Origin of the sequence: Desulfobulbus oligotrophicus, assembly GCF_016446285.1 — a bacterium.
In the GTDB taxonomy this organism is placed as follows: domain Bacteria; phylum Desulfobacterota; class Desulfobulbia; order Desulfobulbales; family Desulfobulbaceae; genus Desulfobulbus; species Desulfobulbus oligotrophicus.
Window position 1 is genome coordinate 2,932,449 of the sequence record NZ_CP054140.1, and the last position, 18,141, is coordinate 2,950,589.

Sequence of the window (18,141 nt, forward strand, 5' to 3'; positions counted from 1 at the left end):
CTTCCGCAAAGACCTGTTCACGACCCAGGGCAAGGTAGATATGGTTCAAGGCCTCTTGGTGTAGAGCAATTTACTGTGTGTCTGTGCCGCCGAAACGCCAGAGCCTTTCGGAAAGTTCTCGGCTCATTTTTTTTTCGACGCGGCGATTCCATGGTCATATCGGCTTCCATTCGCTCCCGGCAGAACGCAAAGGCCTCGGCCTTGTCGTCCGACTCGGCAAAGTATTCCATGTTGGGCTTGATTTGCTCCAGATAATGGTTGTCTGTTTTGTGTGATTCCAGCTTGGCAATCGCCGGCAGGGCGGTCCGGCTTTCGTCTTTTGTCGGAGCAGCCATTGGAGCCGGAGACTGGGGTTGGATATTCTGGTTGCCGCGCTTCGTACGGATTCCTTTCCGTTCCATCGCCGCGATGCTCGGCCCCAGATGTATGGTCGGTTGGTAATCCCCCCAGAAAAAGGATCATTTCAGAGTAGAATTTCCGAGAATAAGCAAGATGGGGATTTTATGATGAAAAAGTCAGGATTCATGGATAGTCAAATTTTGGCGATTTTAAAGCAGTCCGAGAATGGGATACCCGTTCCCGAACTTTGCCGCGAGCACGCCATAAGTAGTACGCCTTTTGACAAATGACGGGCCAAGTTCGGCGGTATGGATGCATCCATGATGGCTCGCATGAAAGAGCTGGAAAAGGAAAATGTCCATACCCTGATCAAAGAAATTCTGTCCATGGATGGTGAGTTCATTGTCTCCAGACATGCAAAAGAAAGGATGAAAGAGCGGGGTTACACCCTGCATGATGTTGAATATATTCTTTTGTATGGAACCATTACAGGTAAGCAGTTCGTGAACAGTGCCGGCAACTGGAGATATACAATAACTGGCCCAGATCTGGACGGTACTGACGGAAGTGCTGTCACTGCTATCATTCATAGAAACGCAATTGTTCGTGTGACGGTTCTTTCTTAGGAGGAAAAAAATGAAAATTTGCGCACTGTGCAATGGCCCTGTTGAGGTCATCAAGGACAAGCCATACGAATATACGGAAAGCGGTCTGGATGTTGTCCTTTATGGTATCACCCAGTACCAGTGTACCAGCTGTGGTGAAACTTTTGCGGCTCTCCCGAAAATCCAGGATCTTCACAAGGTGATAGGAAAAGATATCTGCGCCAACAAAAAGGCCTTGCTCAAACCCGAAGAAATTATATTCCTTCGCAAGAACATGCATCTCAAGGCAAAAGATATGGCCAAGATATTGGGAGTAAACCCCTCTGTTTATTCTCGGTGGGAAAACGGAAAAAAGACGATCAGTGATCCTTATGACAGGCTGCTTCGCATGGTATATATGGCATGCACGGCAGAGAGAAGCGACTGTAACGACGCGCTGACAGTCAATCTTTTCAAAAACCTTTCTTCCAAGCGGAAAGAGATTGAGCAGCCCAGTCAGATTATCCTCAACCCGCAAGAATGGCTGCTTGGAGATGTTACCGCCAGTGGGGTGTCCTGACCCGGTCCCACTTCTAAGGTTGTACAAACCAGGTACTTCAAACAACCGTTTGATTTATAAATATAAAAAAGTCTTTAAGTCAGGCACAAAAAAGACCTGCAAACCAACAGTCGCATAAACAGGACAGCCCTGCACCCTAATGACAGGTTTGTCTGCTTAGCGTACACTAAAAACACCGTCAGAGTTTATTGGTTCTGTCCCGGTCGTCACCTGATCATGATTAATCATCGAAAGGCACCCTACTTTTAAACATTCCACAGACGATGCCCTCACCAACGATCAAACAAAAAGCATAGAGATACGTTCTGCTGCTCGGGACGGCTGTCCAGCCGTCCCGAGCAGACCGATGAGCAATAATCAATACGTATACCTCAAGCCCACATAAAAGTTACGGCCAGGCATGGGATAATCCATGGTATAGGCATAGTCTTTGTCAAAGATGTTGTTCACCTCGGCCCGCAGCTCCAGCCGCCCCTTCCCCTCAATATCCAGCAGTCCTTTTTGTACACTCAGATCAACAACCGTGAAATCACCGAACTTTCGATACTCACCATAGGTCGGACTGCCTGAGTAATAGTTCCAGTCTTTAGAGTAGGCTTTGCCGATATACGAGGCGTTCAGCGTTGCCGACAAATCAACACCATGGTGACTGAAAGACAGGCCATAGGATGCGGTCACCTTGGGGACGTACGGCAGGGTGTCCGGATCTTGAGCCACCATAAAGTCCGGACGGTGGTCCTCGTTTTTCCGCTGGGTCATCACGGTCAGGTTGCCGTAGGGTCGCAGCGAAAACTCCTGATCAAAAGCCTTGCCAACGTCAACGCCCAAACCGAACTCAAGACCGGCATACACAGCTTTACCTGTCAGGTTTTCAAAAACTGTATTGGGATATTCTCCATAAGGCCTGACGGAACGGGATACGATCTTGTCTTTATAATCGGTATGAAAGTAGGTTAACTCCGCATCGACAAACTTCCAGGCCAGATCAGCCCCCACTTCAAAACTCTGACTCTTTTCCGGATTTAAATCGGCATTGGGAAAATAGTTATACGAGTCACCCGCCATCTGGCGCGGTGTGGGCATGTGGAAACCTTCAGCATAGTTCGCTCGCAGCTTGAGGATATCCATCGGCAACCAGGCCACACCCAGCGAAGGGGCAAAATTTGTGTCAGAGGACCGGATACCGGCGACCTTGTCGGTATTCTTGTACGAGTCATAGCGACCACCGGCAGACAGGATAACCTTCTCATCAAAAAGGCGCAGCTTACCCAGCAGATACCCGGCGTAATCAGTGGATTTTGCACTGGTACGGGAAGAACCGTAGCCATAGTCCGAGGATGTGTCCAGATCATACCTGATGTAATCAAACCCGGCGGTCAGTGTGACAAGCTCTCTGTCATATGTCACGCGGGCCTGTCCCTGCTGCAGATCGGTATCACCGTTACTCCAGCCATCAGACACAGGATAGTGTACAGTTGACCAGGGAAGGTTGCGATCAGTGTAATTCAGGCGTCGGCTCTCATGTTTGCCAAATGTATAGTCAGCCGCCCAACTGAGTGTTTTATCTTTGGTCGCACCTGCATAACTCAAAGTGGTATTGGATGCGGTCTCATCAGAACTGCCAAACGAGTCCGGATACAGTGAGGAATCCGGCCAACCGCTAAAAGGGACCTGTCCGTCATCAAGCTTGAAGTAGTTGAGATGGGCGCCTACCCGGTGGTTTTCTAAAAACGTGTAGCCGGCGTCCAGGTCCACCCCGGTGCGGCCGTCAACACTGGTGTGCCGCCATTTTTCTCCGAATCCGGTTTCGTAATCACCAATTCTACTGTGTGTCAGTGCACCGGAAAAATCAAAGCCACCCTTCCCGCCGGACAACGCCACCTGCTGATCAAAACGGCCATAGCTGCCGATTCCAAGCTCTGCACTGGTGGTAAAACCCTCCTCACCACGCTTGGTGATGATGTTCACCACGCCGCCAATGGCTGAAGTGCCGTATTGCACGGCTGCAGGCCCTCTGATCAGTTCAATGCGCTCCACATTGCCCAGATCTTTCAGGTTCAGAAAACTGGTGCCGGTGCGGTGCCCGTTCAGTAGAATGAGCGTTGCCCCCTCCAGTTCATTGCTCATGGAGGAGTTGCCGATACCCCGGATATACAGAGCACTGCCGCCGGCGCCGTTACCGCTGGTCGTATAGGTCTGAAAGCCTTTTTTACTTAAAAACTCGCCCACATCTTTTGCTGTGGAGTTCCTGATCTCCTGTTCAGTAAAAACAACAATGTTGGACGTCACCTCCCGTTTGGTTGCTTCCGTTGAGTCGGCAGTGACGACCATTGTGTCTAAAACAACGGAGTCCTGTCCCCAGGACATGGTCGACAGTGACAGTGGTACCAGAACCAGCATCGATACACCCAGTTTTTGTTTCATACAACTCCTCCCTCCCTTTGTTGTCCTTTTGCCGACACAGGCTGTCGGCGTTGATATGTTCTGCAAGCCCCTTATCTTGCAGCCTCGGCTCCGCAACATCTCTGTATCACAAATAAAAAAGGCGTCCTGAGTCGAAATCGACCCAGGACGCCCTGTTATCCTGAAAATTATACCCGCAAGACGCTCGTCCAAAGCAATCTACGGAAAAAACTTCAGGCAGGTCTTCTGACTTGTCCCGTTTTCGCGGCCTTCCCATCCTGATACAGGACAGTGACACGCAAAGGCGAAAACGCGTCGCACCAAAGAGCGACGAGAGGATTTACAGCGATGGGCTCGTCCCCGAATTGCACGGGGTTCCCTTGTTAGGCTACACAAGCACCTGAAGATACAGCAGACCATTAAAGTAAAACACCGGGATTGTCAAGCCCGGTTTACACAATACAACACACGGATAAACCGTAAAAACTGCATACAAATTTCCTTACCACGTTCCCCCCCCCGACTCTTCTCAAGACCCCACAGAACCCGATGCGATCCGCTGACAGCCGGGACCTTGTATCTGACTTTGCCCACCGGTTCGGGGAGAGATCTGTATCTGCGTACTGATCCGGTCTTTGAGGGCGGCAACATGCGATATGACACCGATCAGTTTACCGTCCTGCTGCAGGCCCGAAAGAGCCTCCAGCGCCGTATCCAAAACCTCTTCATCCAGGGTGCCGAACCCTTCATCCAGAAACAGTGAATCCACCCGGACATTTTTGCCGGCCATCTGAGACAGGCCCAGTGCGAGCGCCAGGCTGACGATAAAACTCTCGCCACCGGAAAGATTTCTGGTGGACCGGACCTCGCTTGCCTGATAGGTATCGATCACATCAAGATCAAGCGGTTGTTTTTCATTGCGAATCAGCAGGTAGCGATCGCTCATTTTCTGCAGTTGCCTGTTGGCGTATCCGATCATGATGTCAAAGGTCAGCCCTTGGGCAAAGTTCCGATATTTTTTCCCGTCAGCCGAACCGATTAACTCGTGCAGGTTCTCCCACCGGCGACAGTCTTTTTTCTGGGCCGCTATCATTGCCCGCCTCTCCTGTATCCGCTCCTTTGCAACGGCATGCTCTTTCAACCTGTGTTCAAGACCGGCAATGGCATCTCGCGACTCTTTGAGCAATGCTTCACAGCGTGTACGTTGCAGCTCAAGTTCCTGCAAAGATTTATCAGTTACCTGTCGACTCATCTCCCTGGCTAATCGCTTTTCCCGGTCCTCCTGCCGGGCGTTGAGGTCGGTCTGTCGATCGTCGAGCTTCTTTGCCTGTGCAGACAGTTCCGCCCGCCTGACAGCAGGAAGCATTGCCTCGACAACCTGCGCTTCATGGGTAAAACCTGCAGATCGGAGCTCAGCAAGAAATTCCACTTCGTGTTTGTGCAGCTCCCCCCCACGCTGGTTGATGTTTTTTTGCAAAGATTCAATATGTGCCAGTACAGCCGTTTGCTGCTGCTGCACCGCACTGTATCGCTCCCTGGCCAGCTTCTCAGCTCTTTCAGCATCAGCCACACCCCTGCTGAGACGCCTTTCCTCAGCATCAGGATCTGTCGTGCCGTACAGTGCTTTGCGCTCATCACTGCTGCTGGTCAATGCTGTCTTTAATACCTCCAGACGCTTTGTTTTTTCAATCAGGGCTGCATCCTGAGCTTCAACAATTGCATCTAACTGCTTGATTGCACCAGTGCTATCGACAAGCAGCCTTGCGAGTTTATCTTTTTGTTTCACCTTATCCAGCCAGGCATGCAGCCGTGCCCGAAGTATCTCCACAAGTGTTGCAACGTCGTATTGACCGATATCAGGGATACCCAGCGGCTGCAGTTTACCCGCCACAATCTGTCGGGATGCGGCAACAGCAGTACAGAGTTTTTCCAGGCTCTCCTTTGCCACGGCACATGTTGTTGCAGCGGTCTTTTGCGCATGGACAGCTGCTGACTCAAGCTTTTCAGCTTCTGCCAACCTCTCCCGAGCCAGACCTTCAGCTTTTTCAAGTTTTCTGATGACAGTCTCCTGATCCTCAGCCTTATTGATCAGCCGGGTCAACGCTGTAATCTGCTCTTCAAGCTCATGAACAGCTGGAACATTCCCCTTGGCAAACGGATGTTCCAGCGCACCGCACAACGGGCAGGCTCTGCCATCTTCCAACCTGGCCCGGTACTCTTCAAGCTCGCTTATCCGTGCCACATAGGCCATCTCGCGAAGCAGGCCATCCTTTTCAGTACGATATTCACGCAGCTGTCGATCTCCCAACATCTGCCGGAGGCTATCCCTGCCCTGCTGCAACGCTTGCACGGCTTTTTCCAGCACTTTCTTGTGGCCGCAAATATGCTTTTGATATCCGGCAAGTAACGTGATTGCCTCTTTCTGCTTGTTCACCGCCTGTTCATAATCGCGTTCTTTTTGAACAAACTCCTGCTGCTGTGCACATAAAGTTTGCAGCTGTTCTTCAACACCGGTCAGCCCACTGATCAACCACTCATCCTGTGCATGCTCGCTGAGGTATTGATCTGCCTGCTGCAGTTGTTGTTCAGTATGGATACGTTTGTGCTGCTCCTGGGCAAGGGCCTGCCTGCTAGCCTCGATTTTCAGCGCATCCTGCCTGCACTCCTCTTCACCTTCTGCAACAGTCTGCTGTTGATCAGCAAGCCTCTGATCAAGGAGGCGGACCCTTTGCAGTACAGGTGCAGCTTTTTTCAGCTCCTCTTTGACACGCATGGTCTGCTGCTCTGCTGCCTTGTGTTCCCGGGCCTGATGCGTGACAGCGGCTTCCAGTTGTGGAAGCATCTTTTCCTCTCTGGCCAGCTTCCCCTGATCGTCTGCCTGCTGTTTGCGGACAGCGATCAACCGTGCATAGGTACCATCGAGCAAGGCTGCCTGCATTGCCTGATTAAGCCTGTCGCGCTCCGGCTGAAAGGCGGCACTCTCCTTGTGCAGCCTGTTTGCCTCATTGATCAGATCAATACGTTCTTTTTGCAGGGCATCGATGATGTTGAGCCAGGCGATACCTTTTTCTGCCACCGCAACCCTGGCCGTGCGTTCCTGAGCCTCTTTCTTCTTTATTTCAAGCGTCTGCCCTACCTCCTGTTCCTGTTCAGAAGTTAACACAACGATTCCCGCTGTCTCTGCTTCAAGAACAGCCAACTTCTCCCGTGCCTGCTGCTTTTGTTCATGAACCCGCACAGATATCCGGCTGTAGATTGTCGTGCCTGTTATCTGTTCCAGGATCGGCGCCCGATCATCAGGTGCAGCCTGGAGAAATGCGGCAAAACCGCCCTGGGCCAACAGCATGGATCGGGTGAAACGGTCAAAATCCATACCTGTTGCCGATTCAATCTGTTCCGCCACCTCTCTTATCTTTGACTCAACAATTGCACCTGTATCAGCATGGGCGATTTCATGTTTCGGAGCCTGAAGCTCACCATCCGGACTTCTCCGTGCCCGGTGCTGGCTCCAATGGCTGCGAAAACGTCCGGCCTGCGTTTCGAAAGTCACCTCGGCAAAACACTCACCGGTCCGGCGGGACATGATCTCATTTGTGCTTTTGGTGACCCTGTTCAGGCGGGGAGTCCGCCCGTACAGCGCAAGACAGACAGCATCAAGGACCGTACTCTTACCGGCCCCCGTAGGGCCGGTGATGGCAAAGATCCCGTCGGCTGTATAGGCGGGATGCGTCAGATCTATCTCCCATTCACCGAACAGTGAATTGAGATTTTTGAAACGTATCTGCAGTATTCTCATCAACAGCCTCTCTATTCAGCCTGTACATCGTCTTCAGCAAGTGACAGAAGCGTTTCCCGGTAAGTGCGCAACAGTTCCGGACGCTGCTCTTCCGCCACTCCATGCATCTCAAGGCAGCGCACAAACACCTCCTCGGCGTTCAGGTCGTCAAGGGTCTCCTGTGCAGCAGTCTGCCGCAGTACCTGCTCGAAAACACGGGTATTCTTGATCCGCAAAATCCCCATTTCCGTACCGGCAACAGCTCTTTGCAAACGCTCACGCAGATCACCGATGACCTCATCCCCCTCGTAGATCACTTCCAGCCAGGCACGAGAATCAGCGGCCACAAGTTGCATAATGCGGCTCTGTATAGTACTCCAGTCGCCCCTGATCTGTTCGAGCTTCTGCAACACCGGTACATCGATTAACTGCACAGATACGGCTGAACCGTTACAGGCAACCCGGCAAACACTCTTCTGGTGCTGTGCCTCTCCAAACCCCATGGGCAAGGGAGACCCGCTGTACCTGATGGTCTCAAGACCGCCTACCATCTGCGGAACATGGAGATGTCCCAGCGCCACATAGGTAAAACAGGGTGGAAAGATCCGGGCAGTGACATGGGCCAGGGAACCGATGTACAGTTCACGCACACCATCTCCGTCGACAGTTTTTCCTCCGCTGGTAAACAGATGTCCCATGCCGACAATGGGGATGTCGGCTCCCAGTTGCCGGCGTTTTTGCAGGGCTGCGGCAGCAACTGCGGCATACTGACGATGAAGACCATCAAGCAGCTTCTGTTCCTTGTCTTCGATGCTCTCCCCTGCCTCGGCAACGCGAATATCACGGTCCCGAAGATAGGGCACAGCGCAGACCAGCAGCTCGGGAACATCCTGGTCATCATAGAGAACCAGGACCTCGTCTTCAGGATCATCGGTAATGTTGCCGATCACATGAATATCAAGAGCTTTGAGCAGTTCTTTGGGCGCATTGAGAAAAGACGGCGAGTCATGATTACCGGCAATGATAACCACATGCCGACAGGAAGAGGCTGCCACCCTGTACAGAAAACTGTAGTAGAGGCTCTGGGCTCGATTACTCGGTGTGCTGCTGTCAAAGATATCCCCGGCCACCAGCAGCACCCTGATCGAATGGTCCTGGATTGTGGTAAGCAGCCAGGTCAAAAAGGCATCGAACTCTGCATAGCGTTTTTTGCCGTACAGACTCCGCCCGATATGCCAGTCCGATGTATGAAGAATATTCACAGGCACCTCTTACTCTGAGATAAAAAGACATAAAAACGTCGTCGCCACATGTTGATGAAGAGTCAGTTCAGCGGGTGCGATAAACACGAGCACCGTAACAATGTTCATCGTCTGAAAAATCATCACTCTAACAGTGGACAGCATCTTTTCAAATACTGGCGGCCAAGCTCGATCGCAACTTCTCTGTACTCAATGCCGACCTGTTTATCGGCAGACACCTCAAGGTACATGCCAATGAAAGTCTACGCATTTATCGAAGATCTCCCGTACTCTTGCGCAGGTTTACCAAAACAGGCAGACAAGCAAAATGATAATCTTAACGGCAACTCTTTGTAAAGACTATCGAATATCCGGGACACCACAAATACGTCAGCATGCGGACAGACTCTGCGATCTGCAAATAAGGAAAGTTTTCAATGAAAAATCTCGACACAGCTGCTATATGCAGGGATACTTTTGCAACGGCAGTGAAACAAAGAAAAAAAACGCTGTGGCCTCATACTGATTTCAAGGTACATTTCTGTTCGAAAAAACAGATGCGTTGCACGTATCCACAAAACAACCAGCAACTGCGATACTCAAAGACCATGGCAAGACAATGGCCGGAGGACAGCAGGACGGGAAGCGTTCCTGACAACCTCAGGATTAAGAATCTTCTGCACAGATAAAGTTTCTGACCAACCCGCTGCTGTACAAGAATCTCCGGTAACCCTAAGCTTTGACACACAAACACCTGACATGCTTTCTGTCTTTGAGACAAAAACACCCTGGCATTTAAGAAATAACAGCTTTGCAAAAATTCTATTTTATCAATACATAGCTCCTTTTATTCTGTTTTGTTAAGAGTGGAACTGATCTGAAGAGTGCTGTCACCATCGGGTAACAGTGATAACACCCAACTGTCGTTTTAAAAATTATGCACATTAAACAACACCACATTGAACAGGCCGCCGGAGTTACCGGTATTAACACCACAGACCTTGCCGCTTTTCTTGCCGAGGGAAGCAATCACAATTACGGACCGAACGAATGGCTCTTTCAGGAGTCTACTCCTCGATTATGGACCGGAATTATTCTTGAAGGCGAGGTAGAGATCGTCCGCGGTTTACATGGGAGAACCCAGCATATTATGACACTGTCGAAAGGGGCACTGCTCAGCGAGGGATTGCTCCTGGAAGATGATGTTCACATCAACGGCGCCTATACGCGTCATGGCGCAACCGTGCAGCAGATTCCACGGGAAAAGCTGGCAGCCTGCCAGAAGACTCACCCGGACCGGTACTATCGAATAGTTTCCCGGGTAGCTGTCGGTATCAATCGCCGGATGCGCCTGCTCTCCGATCAGCTCTACACCAGCAGACAAGAGACGCATCAAATAAATGGTTTCCGCACAGAGTACGACTCTCTGGGCCAGCGCGAGATCCCGAATCAGGCATACTATGGGGTGCAAACGCTGCGGGCCATGGAAAACTTTGCCATCTCCGGTGTGTTTATCCATAACTTTGAACACATGATTGAAGGAATGGCCATGGTGAAGATGGCCGCAGCTCAGGCTAATTACGAGCTGGACAGATTAGATGCGACGAGGATGGCGACTATCTGCACCGTATGCGATGAACTGCTGAAAGGTCAACTGCACGATCAGTTCACTGTTGACATGTTCCAGGGAGGTGCCGGTACCTCCAGCAACATGAATGCCAATGAGGTGATCGCCAACCGGGGACTGGAGTTGTTGGGACATCAGAAAGGTGATTATGTACATCTTCATCCCAACGATCATGTGAACTGCTCCCAGTCGACCAATGATGTCTACCCAACAGCGATAAAACTGGCGGTACTTCTGTCCATTCGCAGTCTCGTGCCGGCAATGCATGAACTGGAAAGAGCTCTGAAGCGAAAGGCTGAGGAGTTTAAAGACGTACTCAAGATGGGGCGGACCGAAAATCAGGATGCTGTCCCCATGACACTCGGTCAGGAATTCAGCGCCTACGCAGTGATGATAGGCAGCTCTATTCGGGCAGTGGAGCATGGGGCCGATGAGCTGCTGGACATCAATATGGGAGCGACCGCTATTGGTACCGGTATTAACAGTCCACCCGGTTACGCGGATCTGGTGACCAAAAAATTAGCGAAAATCAGCGGCTTTCCCCTTCGCCGGGCACACAACCTGGTGGAAGCCACCCAAAATGCGGGTTCCTTTGTCCAGATGTCCGCCTCCCTGAAACGAGCTGCCGTGCAGATCTCAAAAGTCTGCAATGACTTACGCTGGTTATCATCCGGCCCCCGATGCGGGCTCAACGAAATCAACCTGCCGCCGATGCAGCCCGGATCAACGATTATGCCCGGTAAAGTAAACCCGGTTATACCAGAACTGGTGAACCAGGTGTGCTACCAGGTTATGGGATACGATACGGTTGTCTCGATGGCTGCCGAAGCCAGTGAGCTGGAACTGTGCATGGCCGAGCCCATTATCGCCTACGACCTCCTGCACGGCATAATGATTCTCAAAAACGCCTGCATTACCCTGGCAGCACGCTGTATCAACGGTTTGACAGCCAACCGTGAGCAATGCCTCATGTATGTGGAGGACAGCATCGGCCTGATAACTGCAATCGTACCGATCATCGGTTACGATCAATCAGCAGATATCGCCATGGAGGCTCTGCAAACAGGAGCTTCAGTATACTGCCTCATCCTGGATAAAGGTTTATTATCCAAAGAACAGTTAGATGATCTGCTGCGACCGGAAAACATGACCGATCCTCGCGAGATTCCCAGATATCAGGCTTAACCGATAGCGTACGCACTCGCAGACACAGCACCGGACACCTGTGTCACCAGGGCTGCGGTCTGCCTGGATAAAGACCCGCGTTGGCACAATGAAACACGCGGGCGGCAGGGTAGCACCAAACCCTTCGTCGTTTGCGCCGGCGTGTTGTCTTTATCGGGTGGAAACAGTGTTTTTGCTCCAAGACACAATCAGTACCAACGGAGCTTGCTCAGACAGCTGCATGCAGCTTCACAAGGTTTAAAATATGCAGATAGCTGTCGGGATCCAGATGGGTGAAAGCTACTCCCATGCCGACAGCATCATGACGACGGACAACCCCCTGCGCACGAAACTCCATGCTGCTGGTAGTACCGGTCAGGTGAATCTCAACTTCACAGGGAGTATCAAGGGTAAGACGCTGTGGTGTCTCAAGGAACACCCCGGCAAGACTTATATTGTGTGTATCAACTGCAGTCTCCAAGGTCTGGTTTTCTCCATGACGAAGCACCGCAGTACCGACAAAACTAATCCGTTGTGCTTTGCGTCGTTCTCCGGTGTTCATTTATCGATCCTCGGCAAACACGTGCTGCATAGCCAGTTTTCGAGCTGACGACCCAACGATATACTCACCATTTTGGACAGTAACATCAGGAACCCGCTTTGAATTTTCAAAGGCTGTGTAGACTGGTTCCAGGCTTCGCCAGAATTTAATCCAGGGGGAAACTGCGAATTTGTTGAGGTTCCGTGGTGTCAGGGCAAAGGGGAAGATGTGCACATCAAAACGCTCCTGCCCCTGTTTCAGCGACTCATTGGCAAGCAGATAGATCTCTTCCATACGACCGTTCGTCATGGCAAAACAACCCACAGACTGGCAGTTGCCATGTACCATGATCAAACCACCGGTCCGGTTTTTAGCTGTATCAAACGCATTGGGATACCCTATATCAAAGGCCAGATGATACCCTGATTTCGGATTCATCTGTTCAGCGGCAACACTGTAAAACCCTTCTGGTGCCTGCCAGTCTCCTTCACTGATCTTAGGACCGGGAAAACCTGAATAGTTACAGATACGATACGACTTGAACAGTTCAAAACCTCTTCCTCTGTTCATCCAGACTTCCAGTACACCGGGCAACTTAAAAATACGGACAAAAATAGGCTGACCAAGAGCAAAACCTTTACCCAGCAGCTCCTGTTCGACTTTGGGTCGGATGTTCACCATCAACCCTTCTGACTTAGGCGTCGACGGCGGTTCGGCTGCTGCTGCCTGGCAGACGGACAGAACCCCGGCACAGAGGAAAAAAGACAAAATTCTCAGACTTTTACACAGAGCCACATGAATCCGATCAGAACGCATGAATCTTTACCCAAATAAAAAGATAGAAAAACGCCCGGTTATAGAATCAACATCACCAGACACTACAATGGCCACCAGTGTATATCAGCCAGTCCGTTCTTTCTGCGCTTCCGTCTACCCGGAAGCCGCACATTCATTTTTGCCGAGGTCCAGCTCTTCCTGCCGCTCATCGTCTTCCTCGCGAAGATTGGCATTCACCTGGCGGATAATATCATACTCTTCGGGTTGCGGCCGCATGTTTGCCTCTATGAAGGTCACAAAGTCCGCCTCGGTATCAAGGTTGTAAATAGCGCCATTCCGCTCAAGAATCTCGGCCAGCGTATGGGCAAACAGCAGGTTAGTATCAGCCTCTCCCCAGTCAGAGTAATGTCCCGGGAGCACGATCAGTGAACGATCAAGCTGTTTGATCTTCTGTATTGAGGCAAAGAGCTGGCCTGCCCACTCTTTAGCCTGCCCACCCAGATCCGGACGACCGACTGAGTTGATGAACACCGTATCTCCGGAAATGATGTACTGTTCAGCAACAATAAAAGAAGTTGAGCCTGGCGTATGTCCCGGAGTGAACAGCACCCGCACCCTGGGACCGCCGCTGCTGAAACCAAGAATTTCACCATCCCGTAAGGATATGTAGGAATTTCTGGAGGTTTTGAAGTCCTCATCGTTCGCGTAAAACACAGCACCGGTGCGACCGGCAAGATCCCGACTGCCGGCGATATAGTCGGCCTGGAGATGTGTCTCAAAGGTCTTGGTGATGGTGCAGCCGTGTTTTTGGGCAAAGTCGATGTAAAACTCGAGGTTGCGTGAAGGATCAAAGACCATCATCTCCTGACCACTGATCAGGCCATAGCTGCAGGAGGCCTTGCCGGGGCGGATAAACTGGTAGAGCGTATAATCTTCTCCCTGTTGCACAAGTTTCGGCACCAGAAGGTTACCCCACGTCTTGATACCGCCGGCCAGATAGCGTACATCGTAGCCGTGGCGTTCGAAAATTTCGGCAACATAACGAGCAGAACCTTCTTTGGCGCAGACAATGCGGATTTTTCTGTCCGGTGGTGTCCGGCTCATTGCCTCAGCCTCATCCTCCATAAACTCGTAATAAGAGATGTTTATCTGCTCAAAGGGATAGGGACTCTCTATATGAAACCGTTCGAAATCCTTTGGATTACGGACATCGACCACCACGATATCCTCTCGGGTTACCAGCCAGTGAAACAACTCTTTTGCCTCGTATGTCTGTACTGTCACGGCATCCTCCCAAGCTACATTCAAAACCGTTTACCATTCAAATCACGCTATCGAAAGAGTCGTATATTGTCAATGGTATAATAAGGTTATCAACAGATCTCCGGTAACTCTTTATGACAGATCTCAGTCATCTGGCCAACCATACCACTTCCGGAATGTCCCGGACCGGGCCGGCCGGTTGGAAATGACAGCAACAGGTCACTGTCCGCTACGAAAAATAACAACAGATGAAAAGCAGCCCGGTGAAAACATCCTTCACAGACAGTCCATCTCATTTCCTTTGACATCTGGCAGATACACCACCTAAAATAAAAACACTATGCCGTCTTTCAATGTCTGCTCGCCTCTTAAAGACCTCTGCGTCTTCAGCCACTACAGACAGTTCGATGTTGTCGTAAACTTCCTGCAAAGAACACCTTAATATTGATTATGAATATCATCTACGGCTGGATCATATCGCTTGCTCAGGTCCGATTCTGTATGTTTGCTGCTGCAGCGATTCCGGAAAAAAAAAGCATCCAGTTTGGTTCAGCCAATCCCCAGATACCTCCCACCCTTGACATTCCAACTATTGCCGGATTGTTCATAGTCCTCCTACTGTTCTTGATACTGATCATCCTCAATCAGAAAAAAAAATCCATCATATCAAATAAGTCCAAAGCACTTGCAGAAACTGAGGCCCGTTACCATCTCCTTTTCGAACATTCCCCCATTCCACTGTTGGAAGAGGATCACAGTGAGGTTAAAACCTTTCTCGACCAGCTAACAAAACAAGGGGTCAAGGACCTGCGCCGCTACTTTGCCGATAACCCGGAAAGTCTGGCCCGCTGTGCTGGTATGGTTCGGATACAGGCCGCCAACCAGGCCGCTCTTTCCCTCTACGAGGCAACAACACCCAATGCTCTTCATACACTGACTCGCATCTTGCCGGACAGTCAGCTATTTGCTTTTAAAAATGAATTGGTAAAAATTTTTACAAACGGAAACAGCGAGAATGTACTGGAAAACAGAACGTTGAACGGTGCAACGCTCATCGTTGAACGGCGAGTTGTGGTTGCCAGCGGATTTGAACAAAACTGGAACAAAGTCTTTGCAAGTGTCATAGATATTACGGAGCAGGTACGACTGCGTAATGAGAACAAGGCTTTTGAAGAACAGCTGCAGCACACTCAAAAACTAGAGGCTATCGGCAGCCTGGCCGGTGGTATTGCCCATGACTTCAACAACCTGCTTGCTCCTATCATGGGACGCGCTGAACTGATGCTGCTCGAAAACCCGGACAACGCTCCTGTACAACAGCACTGTCAAAACATTATTGAAGCCTCCAAACGCGCCCGCAATCTTGTAAAACAGATCCTGGTCTTCAGTCGTCAAGTTGATCAGGAAATCAAACCTGTGTCTCTTGTTGAAATCATTCAGGAAATCATCAACCTCACACAACCGACCCTGCCGGCGAACATCAGTATCACCTGTGATGTACCCGAGACCTGTCTCCAGATCATGGCCGATGCAACACAGTTGCACCAGGTGATTATGAACCTGGTAACCAATGCCTTCCATGCCATGGAAGAAAAAGGCGGTTGCCTCAGTATCCACCTGGAAACAGTTTCCCTGGGCATTGATTCATCCTCTGAACCTCCTGTTTCGCCAGGCCTGTATCAACAACTTCGTGTTGTTGATACAGGGCATGGTATGGATCAGCTGACCGTTTCCAAAATTTTTAATCCGTACTTTACAACAAAACCGCGAGATAAAGGAACCGGTCTGGGGCTGACAGTGGTTTTGGGAATTTTACGCGGATACGGTGGCGAGATCCTGGTTACGAGTGCTGTTGGTGAGGGAACCACCTTTACCCTTTATTTTCCGGCCGTGGAATTAGCTGCTGTACAGGATCCGATCATCTATGGGGATTCGAACATGCTGCCGGTTGGAAATGAACATATTCTGGTGGTTGACGACGAAAAATCGATTGCCGATGTCACCACCGGCATGCTTGAAAAACTTGGTTATACAGTAACGGCCCGTATCAGCGGCTACGATGCGCTGGAAGCCTTCCGTAACCTTGCAGACCGTATCGATCTGGTGATGGCTGATCTAACCATGCCGCAGATGACTGGTTTGCAGCTGTATCGGGAAATTAAAAGGATACAGCCGCATGTCAAGGTCATTCTGTGCACCGGTTTTAGCGAACAACTGGACAGTCGCAGTGCAAAATCCATCGGCATCGATGGATTTCTGCACAAGCCTGTGGTCATGTCGGATCTTGCCCACTGCATCCGTTCTGTTCTTGACGGTTAATCATGCAATAGCATGGCTCTAAAAAATTCTTCGGTGAGAGCCGCAGCGTTCACACCAACGATTCAGAGTGTAGATACAGATGCTCTCCTTCCTTCGATTTCAAGAAAGTTAAGCGTAGCGTGGACAGTAAAGAGCGGGAAGAAAAATGCCATCAAAAACACGTTCAGCAAAGGCACCATGCTGATCAGTGCCGGGAAGAGACCAAGTCGAAATGAAGGCCAGGTATGCTGCCTGAGCCAGGCAAGCTTTTGCCCCAGTGACCAACGGTAACGGGAAGATGGAAAATCAATAAACATCAGGGTGGAATAAAAAACATACAGCAGAAAGACTGACGCCTGTCCCAGAACCGGCATAAAGTTCAGTACTAAGGCAACAACGGTGACCACCAACCCCAGGCCACCGATCTTGATGCCTTCAATGAGATCCACAAGCACACCCGAGAGACTGAAGGCAGCTTCGCCGGTTTTTGCCTGATCACAGTAACGGTCACCAGTCCAGGAGCTAAGAAAGACATAGCCCGGGGTTGTCAGACTGTAAGAAAAAATAAAGGCCAGGTAAAAGGCGATAACCCGAGTAAGAATGAGGTATATCCATTTCAGCAACGTCCAGCCCCAAAGCACGGGCCAGTGCCAGAAATGTTCCACAGCCGGCTGATTAACAAAAAAATTACCGGTGAGCTGATTGATAAGATCAACAGTATACAGGTATCCCAGCCAGGTAAGTGAACCGGTGAGGATGATCAGAATCAGGCTCCAGCCCAGCAGTCGGGGTGACGTAACAAGAAAGACCAGGGAACGGGAAAAAGCCACCCAGGGAGTCTGGTGTCTGTCGTCCGGAGAAGGTGGTGCAGTAATCGGCATAACAGGTATGGTAGACAGCTGTTTGAAGTCTGTCGATCGAGTTCATGACAGTAACGAAAAGGTGGTTCTCCCTTCCTCTCCTGAAAACAGACTATTGTATTCCGCCCACCGGGCGGACCAGGTACTTATCACCCCTGGTATGCACAACTCACCAAATCCGCCATTTCGTACTCTAAATGACAGGCAGAGAGCGCCTGAACAGCCTGATGCAGCTGTTTTTCACCGCTGATGTCAAGAAAACAGCCCTGCTCATTTTCATGAATTGCACAACCACTGTTTTTGAGAGCGATAACAGCATCATCCAACCGGGTAACGACAATTCCCATTCGGGAAAAATCATTCATATAAAACAACGGCCAGTCTACCTGACAGGTAACCGGTTTTCCTTTTTCTGTAATCGGCAGCAATCCCATAGCTCTCCTCTTTGAGTTCTATTGATACGAAGTTTATGATTTTCACATGGATCAAGTGATACATACCCGCAAAAGACGGGCCTGTCGGTCCAAGGCTTCACTGTATGGTTAAGCAGTGCACCGGCCAACCTGCAAACAATTTTTTCCAGGGCAGACATCTGGCGAGCACGCCTTAAAAAACCAATGCCCCCTCTGCAGGTTGCATCATCCTCTACCTGAGATGACAACATAAGCAGTCGACAATAAAAAACCAAG

The 18,141-nt window shown here is 50.4% G+C and carries 12 protein-coding genes, 1 pseudogene and 1 riboswitch; of the genes and pseudogenes, 4 read left to right on the forward strand and 9 right to left on the reverse strand.

Features of this window, described 5'->3' with window-relative positions; all coding sequences use genetic code 11:
• Window positions 1-17: 17 nt before the first annotated feature.
• Window positions 18-401: a hypothetical protein gene (locus HP555_RS13315; RefSeq protein ID WP_199264583.1), complete on the reverse strand. Its 384-nt coding sequence runs from the start codon at window positions 399-401 to the stop codon at window positions 18-20.
• A 105-nt stretch (window positions 402-506) separates the two neighbouring features.
• On the opposite strand from HP555_RS13315, the pseudogene HP555_RS14415 reads away from it, so the two are divergent.
• Window positions 507-965: pseudogene (locus HP555_RS14415) on the forward strand (transposase).
• Window positions 966-975: 10 nt separating this feature from the next.
• A complete protein-coding gene (locus tag HP555_RS13330; protein ID WP_199263057.1) occupies window positions 976-1,503 on the forward strand; it encodes a type II TA system antitoxin MqsA family protein in 528 nt (175 codons plus the stop codon).
• Window positions 1,504-1,860: 357 nt separating this feature from the next.
• On the opposite strand, the gene HP555_RS13335 is transcribed toward HP555_RS13330, so the two are convergent.
• The 3 genes from HP555_RS13335 to HP555_RS13345 form a co-directional block, all read right to left on the reverse strand.
• Entirely contained in the window at window positions 1,861-3,927 is a 2,067-nt protein-coding gene (locus HP555_RS13335) for a TonB-dependent receptor (RefSeq protein WP_199263058.1), read from the reverse strand.
• 198 nt (window positions 3,928-4,125) lie between these two features.
• Window positions 4,126-4,325, reverse strand: a riboswitch (cobalamin riboswitch).
• 110 nt (window positions 4,326-4,435) lie between these two features.
• Window positions 4,436-7,702, reverse strand: coding sequence for an AAA family ATPase (locus HP555_RS13340; protein ID WP_199263059.1), 3,267 nt, complete (start codon window positions 7,700-7,702; stop codon window positions 4,436-4,438).
• Window positions 7,703-7,713: 11 nt separating this feature from the next.
• Window positions 7,714-8,943, reverse strand: coding sequence for an exonuclease SbcCD subunit D C-terminal domain-containing protein (locus HP555_RS13345; protein WP_199263060.1), 1,230 nt, complete (start codon window positions 8,941-8,943; stop codon window positions 7,714-7,716).
• 916 nt (window positions 8,944-9,859) lie between these two features.
• Here HP555_RS13345 and aspA point away from each other — a divergent pair.
• The gene (gene aspA, locus HP555_RS13350; RefSeq protein ID WP_199263061.1) at window positions 9,860-11,734 is read left to right on the forward strand and encodes an aspartate ammonia-lyase; all 1,875 of its coding nucleotides are present in this window, start codon (window positions 9,860-9,862) and stop codon (window positions 11,732-11,734) included.
• A 208-nt stretch (window positions 11,735-11,942) separates the two neighbouring features.
• On the opposite strand, the gene HP555_RS13355 is transcribed toward aspA, so the two are convergent.
• From HP555_RS13355 to HP555_RS13365, 3 genes are all read right to left on the reverse strand, one after another.
• Window positions 11,943-12,275, reverse strand: coding sequence for a PilZ domain-containing protein (locus HP555_RS13355; RefSeq protein ID WP_199263062.1), 333 nt, complete (start codon window positions 12,273-12,275; stop codon window positions 11,943-11,945).
• Window positions 12,276-13,070 carry a L,D-transpeptidase family protein gene (locus HP555_RS13360; RefSeq protein ID WP_199263063.1) on the reverse strand — a complete coding sequence of 265 codons (795 nt, stop codon included), beginning with the start codon at window positions 13,068-13,070 and terminating at the stop codon, window positions 12,276-12,278.
• A 114-nt stretch (window positions 13,071-13,184) separates the two neighbouring features.
• The gene (locus tag HP555_RS13365) at window positions 13,185-14,315 is read right to left on the reverse strand and encodes an MBL fold metallo-hydrolase (protein ID WP_199263064.1); all 1,131 of its coding nucleotides are present in this window, start codon (window positions 14,313-14,315) and stop codon (window positions 13,185-13,187) included.
• 429 nt (window positions 14,316-14,744) lie between these two features.
• Here HP555_RS13365 and HP555_RS13370 point away from each other — a divergent pair, with 429 nt between their 5' ends.
• Entirely contained in the window at window positions 14,745-16,613 is a 1,869-nt protein-coding gene (locus HP555_RS13370) for a hybrid sensor histidine kinase/response regulator (protein ID WP_199263065.1), read from the forward strand.
• Window positions 16,614-16,675: 62 nt separating this feature from the next.
• On the opposite strand, the gene HP555_RS13375 is transcribed toward HP555_RS13370, so the two are convergent.
• The gene (locus HP555_RS13375; protein WP_199263066.1) at window positions 16,676-17,473 is read right to left on the reverse strand and encodes an EI24 domain-containing protein; all 798 of its coding nucleotides are present in this window, start codon (window positions 17,471-17,473) and stop codon (window positions 16,676-16,678) included.
• Between the two features lie 128 nt (window positions 17,474-17,601).
• On the reverse strand, window positions 17,602-17,886 hold the full coding sequence (locus HP555_RS13380) for a hypothetical protein (protein ID WP_199263067.1): 285 nt from the start codon (window positions 17,884-17,886) through the stop codon (window positions 17,602-17,604).
• Between the last annotated feature and the right edge of the window lie 255 nt (window positions 17,887-18,141).

Bases quoted from the DNA above. Each gene is read 5' to 3' on its own strand.
- aspA (WP_199263061.1), top strand. From the start codon at position 9,860: ATGCACATTAAACAACACCACATTGAACAGGCCGCCGGAGTTACCGGT.
- HP555_RS13315 (WP_199264583.1), bottom strand. From the start codon at position 401: ATGGAACGGAAAGGAATCCGTACGAAGCGCGGCAACCAGAATATCCAA.
- HP555_RS13330 (WP_199263057.1), top strand. From the start codon at position 976: ATGAAAATTTGCGCACTGTGCAATGGCCCTGTTGAGGTCATCAAGGAC.
- HP555_RS13355 (WP_199263062.1), bottom strand. From the start codon at position 12,275: ATGAACACCGGAGAACGACGCAAAGCACAACGGATTAGTTTTGTCGGT.
- HP555_RS13370 (WP_199263065.1), top strand. From the start codon at position 14,745: ATGAATATCATCTACGGCTGGATCATATCGCTTGCTCAGGTCCGATTC.
- HP555_RS13380 (WP_199263067.1), bottom strand. From the start codon at position 17,886: ATGGGATTGCTGCCGATTACAGAAAAAGGAAAACCGGTTACCTGTCAG.
- HP555_RS13335 (WP_199263058.1), bottom strand. From the start codon at position 3,927: ATGAAACAAAAACTGGGTGTATCGATGCTGGTTCTGGTACCACTGTCA.
- HP555_RS13360 (WP_199263063.1), bottom strand. From the start codon at position 13,070: ATGCGTTCTGATCGGATTCATGTGGCTCTGTGTAAAAGTCTGAGAATT.
- HP555_RS13375 (WP_199263066.1), bottom strand. From the start codon at position 17,473: ATGCCGATTACTGCACCACCTTCTCCGGACGACAGACACCAGACTCCC.
- HP555_RS13340 (WP_199263059.1), bottom strand. From the start codon at position 7,702: ATGAGAATACTGCAGATACGTTTCAAAAATCTCAATTCACTGTTCGGT.